The organism is Xenorhabdus sp. PB30.3 (genome assembly GCF_963895965.1).
GTDB lineage: Bacteria > Pseudomonadota > Gammaproteobacteria > Enterobacterales > Enterobacteriaceae > Xenorhabdus > Xenorhabdus stockiae.
The window spans coordinates 1-5,962 of sequence record NZ_CAWQMW010000051.1 but is presented as its reverse complement, the minus strand read 5'-3'; the positions used below and the strand labels follow the sequence as shown (position 1 = coordinate 5,962).

The 5,962-nt window shown below is 45.6% G+C and carries 5 protein-coding genes and 1 pseudogene; 5 read left to right on the top strand and 1 reads right to left on the bottom strand.

Annotated features, from left to right (window positions below; all coding sequences use genetic code 11):
• The 5 genes from tssI to AACX38_RS04305 form a co-directional block, all read left to right on the top strand.
• Positions 1-1,458, top strand: a 1,458-nt coding sequence (tssI, locus tag AACX38_RS04325) for a type VI secretion system tip protein TssI/VgrG (protein WP_228865789.1), incomplete at its 5' end; no start/stop codon positions are given.
• A gap of 12 nt (positions 1,459-1,470) precedes the next feature.
• On the top strand, positions 1,471-2,691 hold the full coding sequence (locus AACX38_RS04320; RefSeq protein WP_228865788.1) for a DUF2169 family type VI secretion system accessory protein: 1,221 nt from the start codon (positions 1,471-1,473) through the stop codon (positions 2,689-2,691).
• Positions 2,681-3,037 carry a DUF4150 domain-containing protein gene (locus AACX38_RS04315; RefSeq protein WP_099111467.1) on the top strand — a complete coding sequence of 119 codons (357 nt, stop codon included), beginning with the start codon at positions 2,681-2,683 and terminating at the stop codon, positions 3,035-3,037. The genes AACX38_RS04320 and AACX38_RS04315 overlap by 11 nt, the downstream gene beginning before the upstream one ends.
• A gap of 10 nt (positions 3,038-3,047) precedes the next feature.
• Entirely contained in the window at positions 3,048-3,812 is a 765-nt protein-coding gene (locus tag AACX38_RS04310) for a hypothetical protein (protein WP_228865787.1), read from the top strand.
• The gene (locus AACX38_RS04305; RefSeq protein ID WP_339385655.1) at positions 3,788-5,800 is read left to right on the top strand and encodes a DUF6531 domain-containing protein; all 2,013 of its coding nucleotides are present in this window, start codon (positions 3,788-3,790) and stop codon (positions 5,798-5,800) included. The genes AACX38_RS04310 and AACX38_RS04305 overlap by 25 nt, the downstream gene beginning before the upstream one ends.
• Positions 5,801-5,812: 12 nt before the next feature.
• Here AACX38_RS04305 and AACX38_RS04300 read toward each other — a convergent pair.
• Positions 5,813-5,962: pseudogene (locus AACX38_RS04300) on the bottom strand (IS982 family transposase); the annotation flags it as partial.

Genomic DNA, 5,962 nt, shown 5'->3' with positions numbered 1-5,962 from the left:
ACAGATTTTATTTTGGTCAGACTGGCGGCGACGACATCAGTATCGCGCCCAACAATGCCATTATCGCCGCCGAGAGGAATATCTGATCATGGAACAGTTACGACTGTAGTATTAGGTATGACAGCAGATCTGAGCCTGACTTATAACAATCAGCCCAATACCGATAATAAAGATACTACAGCCTGGCAGTGGCAATATGGGGAATACCTCTGCCCGGATGAATATATTCATAAAGATTACAATTGGTTGCGACCTTCTCAGCCCTTGCAGATTCAGGCTGATTTACCGCAAGGCGGGCGTCACCCAATATTTGAAAGTTCCGGTCGTTTCCCGTGGAGTAAAGAAGGTAAACCGCTGGGTGAAATACGCCTGAGCCAACTTAATAGCGAAAGTAAACTGGGTTCGGCCCAGACAAACTGTGTTCAGTTACGTCCCGGTAAAATTTTTACTTTGAAATCCCATCCGATTGCAGCCATGAATAACCGCTGGCAAATCGTTACCGTTAACCATTACGGTTCTCAGCCACAAGCGGCAGGTATTGCGGGAGAAGGCACAACCCTGACCAATAACGTCACTTTTATTCCGGGAAAAAACGACTGGCGACCACCATACCGTTATAAGCCGCTGGCAGATGGTGATGAACTGGCAACGGTAGTAGGGCCACCGGGTGAAGAGATTTTTGTTAATGAACACGGTGCTATTAAAGTACATTTTCACTGGAATCGCCACGATGAAGCAGGAGATAGTTCTTCCTGTTGGGTTCGTGTAGTACAGGGCTGGAATGGTAATGGATTCGGTTTTATGGCGATCCCCCGCATCGGCCAGGAAGTGATTATTTCTTACCTTAACGGTGATATTGATCGCCCCATCGTGACAGGCTGTAACTACAACGGTCGCAATCGCTCCCCACTTAATTTGCCTGCTGAGAAAACCCGCACCACCTTCAAAACCCACACTCACAAAGGAGAAGGGTTTAATGAACTGCGTTTTGATGACGCGAAAGGTAGCGAAGAGGTGTTTATTCATGCCCAAAAAGATATGAATACCAAGGTACTAAATAACCGAACCACTCAGGTACAGGGTAATCACACTGAGGCAGTTGATGGAAAACAAGCTGTTGTCGTGAAAAAGAATAGACAGGAAATGGTACAGCTTCGTAGTACTGAAATGGTTGGACTCACCAAAATATTGAGAGTAGGGGCAAGCTATAGGATTAATGTTGGTGCCAGTATGAATACTTCAGTTTCTGTTAGTCAGAAAGAAACGGTGGGTATGCAAAAAAGGATTTCTGTGGGGCAAACTTTATCTATTAGTGCCGGTAAGGTGATTGAGCTGAAATGCGGTAAGAGCACATTGAGAATGGACAAGGATGGCAAAATTACCATCAAAGGTAAAGAGTTCAGGTTCGAAGCCAGCGGCCCTGTGCAAATCAGTGGTAAAGACATCGATTTGAACTAAGGAGACCGGACGATGGAATTCAAAAATCTCACTCCTTTTTCGGTGATGAACTACCGGATGCTGGATACTGAAGATCAGGAATACGATGTTATTGCCATGAAAGTGGGCTATCAGCTATTGCCTGCGGGTAAAGGCGAATATCTGGCTGAATTGCTTCCGGTAATGACCCTGTGTATACAGGATCAATATCGGGGAGGATTAAATGTCTCGCAGGTATTGCAGGAAAGTGATCTGGCTCCTTTTAAACCTAAATGTGATGTAATTATTAATGGTACGGCTTATGCACCAGAAGGTAAGCCTTGTGCCTCTTTTCCTATCCGTCTGTCAGTGACAGAGGCTAATGGCAACACTCTGCTTGATAAGACACTGAATATATCCGGAGAGCGGGAATTTTTCCGCACGGATAACGGACAATGGCAACTCTCTGATCCTAAGCCGTTTGCAAGCTTACCTCTTGATTACCGTTACGCCTTTGGCGGGGAATGCCGGATTGAAGCTGATGATGACAAAGCGGTCGATGTGCTGGCAGAAGAAGATAAACTCACATCTGAACAGCTCAGCCAACACCCCGATGGCGATCAAGCGCCGGTAGCTCATGCCGTTTGGGAATATAACCCCATCGGTATGGGATTTGTTCTACCGTGGTATGCCCGTGCCAAAAACCAAGCTCGTTATCCAGCTCCGCGTATTATCCATCCGGATGCGCCAGTCACTGCACAGCACTTTGCCCAAATGCTGGCAGGCCAGCTTTCAGTGACAGAACTTCCCAGCCAGCCACAAGGGATGGGGATTATCGGTCGGGCGTGGCTACCGCGCCGAACGTTAGCCGGAACCTATGACCAGACATGGCTGGAACAGCACCATCCTTATCTGCCACAGGATTTTGATTTCGGTTATTGGAATTGTGCTCCGCAAGATCAGCAAATTGACTGGCCTTCTACCGATATTTCACTGCAATTAACTAATTTGACACCGGATGGCTCTTTGCAAACTCAATTGCCGGGGCATCGTCCTTTTATTTTGTTACGTACGGATGATGGTGCTTTTTTTCCGGTTCTGATGAACCTCGATACCCTGATTATTGATACCGATGCGATGGTACTGGAGCTGACTTTCCGGCTGTATTTCAGCATTGGTTTACCAATCAGAGTGGCTGAAGCCCGCTTTGAAATAAATCCGAAAGCACCTTTGATCACATTTGCACCTGAACAGGAGCAGCATCATGGCGGATAACTATATTGCCCGAAAAGATACCCAATGGTTGATTATCAGTCTGGTTCCCGATGTCTGCAAAACCCCGATAGGGCCTGCCACACCACCGATCCCTTATCCGGTTATCGCCAAACTGGAAGACGCCTCTGCGCCGGTTTCATCGGTTCGGGCAAATGGGCAGCCAGTCGTAGTATTCGGGCAAAGTTTTGTTCCACAGACATTGGGGGACGAGGCGGGCACGGCGACGGGAGTGAAAAGTGGTACGGTGGGGGGAAAATGCCACCCGAAAGAGCATACGCAAACGGTACGGGCGGATGGCAAGCTAACGTTGCGCCATGCGGATAAATTCTGGATGAATGGATCATAAGGAAAGGGCTATGGCGAAAGGAGCAAAGAATGATAGTCCAACGGGTACAGGGAATACGCTGGGCGTTATTGTTGGTCAGCCAAAACAAGCAAAAAAAAGTCCGAAGGAGGCGAATCCCCCTGTTAAATCGGAAACACCACAAGAATCACAATCTGCGAGCCATGTTAGGAGCAAAAGAGGTTTTTATGATGATCTATTAAAACCATTTAAATATTTTTTTAATAATCCGCCGGAACCGGTAAAAAAAATAGTATCTGGTAATAGCCTATATGAATCATTGAAATTTTTTATGAATAGCCCTCCAAAACTTTTTACAGAGAAAGCTTCTGCTGTCGTTCAGTGGGTTGACGAGCAAGGACATAACCTTATTGAAGCAGTTAAACACCCTCTAGAAGCAGTAAAAGGAGCAGGAAAGGGTTTTTTTAATTCTGTAGTCGAGTTAGCACAAGTTATAGAAAAGATTCCTGAAATGGAAATGAAAGCGCTGGGAATTGCATTTTCAAAGATTGGAGCAGAAAGCGCAGGCTCTGCGATTTTTAATTTTGGTCAGAAGTATGGTGATACAACTCAAGGATTTTTAGAATCTTTACATATGGAGCTAAGTAACCCTGCTCAGAAAGGTGGTGCTTTGATAGGTGATGTTGCTACTTTCTTCGTTGGTCCCGGTGAAGTAAAGACAGTAATCAAAGTAGGGACGGAGTCAGTGGCTTTTCTCTCAAAAGCAGTAAAAGGAGAAGGAGTAATAACTAAATTTCTCGCAACAGAAAAGGATTAACTGAAGCCAAAGCCGTAACTAGAGCAGAAGAGCTATCAAAAACAAATCAATCAGGTAGTCGAATTAAAGGAGAAAAGAAAGAAGGTCAATCTGCTGACGCTAAGAAAAACAAAGAAAAAGGAAGCAAAAAAGAAAACGACTCTACAACCCCTTCGAATGAAAAAGGAAACGGCTGCTCCGGCCCCGGTTGTGCAACACCGGGTGAACCTGTCGATATAACCTCAGGGGATTATCTACAAAATTTCTTAGTTATCGTCATCCCCGGCCTGTTACCTATTGCTTTAACCCGGAATTATCGTTCTACCGCTTGTCAGAGTGGATTATTCGGACAGAAATGGGCCGATGACTGGTCACGTCAATTGGTATTAGACGGTGAAAAAGTTCATTTTACTGACGCAGATGGGCAGGTTTATGATTTTTCAACACCGGAAAATCAGGTTCTGGCGCGTAACCGACATCTCCTTCATTGTTTGCTGACAGGAGAACTTAATGGTGAATTGCGTCTGATAAATAAACAGAGTCAGCAAACTTTCCACTTTAATCATATTGACGGTAATCGGCGTCGGCTGTCTGCTATCACGGATCGCCACCAGAACCATATTCAGTTTATCTATAACGACCAGCATCAGTTAATTGAAGTTATCCGCAATGATGGTTTTCGTTTAGCCCTTCATTATCAGGATCATCAACTGCGGGCAGTGGATTACCACTTTCAGCAGATACAGCAGCGTCTTGCCACCTGTCGTTATGACCAATACGGCTATCTGGCGGAATGTGATGCTTTTCAGCAAAATCATCTGTGGCATGAATACACAGCACAAGGATTTATGACTCGTTGGCATGACTCGGATAAAACAGATTTTTATATTCACTACGATGAGCGCGGACGAGTCATTTCCACCCATTCTTCCGGCGGTTATTGGACAGATCGCTTTATTTATAACGATGATGAGCGTGTTACTACTTATCTTGATGCCGAAGGCGGAAAAACCCTTTTCTATTACAACCAGAATAATCGGGTGATCCGTCAGGTTGACCCGTTAGGGCGGGAAACACGTACCCAGTGGTACCACAGCCAGAAAGTTTGGGAAATTGACCCGCTGGGAGGATATACCACTTTTGAATACAACCATGATGGTGCTCTGACCAACATTGTACTACCAACGGGAGAGGCTTTTTATTATGACTACGATAAACATGGTCAGCTTATCGAAGCCACTTTACCTACCGGAGATATTTGGCAGTTCCACCATGATGAGCAGGGTAGTCTGACGGCTGTTACCAATCCACAAGGATATAGAGAAAAATATCAGTACGGTACTCACGGCGAATTGCGGCAACGCCTGCTGCCGGATGGCCGGCAATGGCATTATGCCTATGATGAACATCAGCGGCTGGCTGCAATTATGACACCTGATGGTCAGACAACGGGTCTGGAACTGGATGAACTGGGGCGTCTGCGTCGTACGACAGATGCACTTAAACAGGAAACCCGTTACCGCTACAGCACTGCTCATGCCAGTGTGAGTAATGGTAGTTTGACAGTAATTGAATTGCCGGATGGTGTTACCCGGCATTTTGAATATGACAGTGAGCGGCGTGTTATTGCGGTAACTGATGGGGAAGGTCGCATTACTCGTTATAATTATGGTGCTTTTGACCTGCTGACACACGTTACCCGCCCGGATGGGACGACATTACACTTTGGTTATGACCGACTTACCCGTTTTTGTTCAGTTACGGCTTCTACAGGAGAAACTTATCGCTATGAACGGGATGCTGCTGGTCAGGTTATCCGTGAAATCGACTTTACCGGTCGCGTTATTGACTATCAGTACGATGCGTTAGGGCGTCGTATTCAAACTCGTTACCCTGATAACCATTTTTTGCGCTGGCATTACTCTTCGGCTGGTTTATTGACCCGACAGGAAACGTGGTATCAGGCGGGAGAGAAGGAAAAACTGAAATCGGTTTCCACTTATGAATAACCCTAATTCTGTTTAAGCCATTGCTGAAATATCTTTTTCTGAGTAGAAAACTTTCAGTGATGGCTTCTTCTCTTTAAGGCTGTAAGCAATCAATCCCGTTAAAACAGTTAACAAAAACCCGGTTATACTTCGGTGACGAGAATGTTCTATTTGAGAGATGTT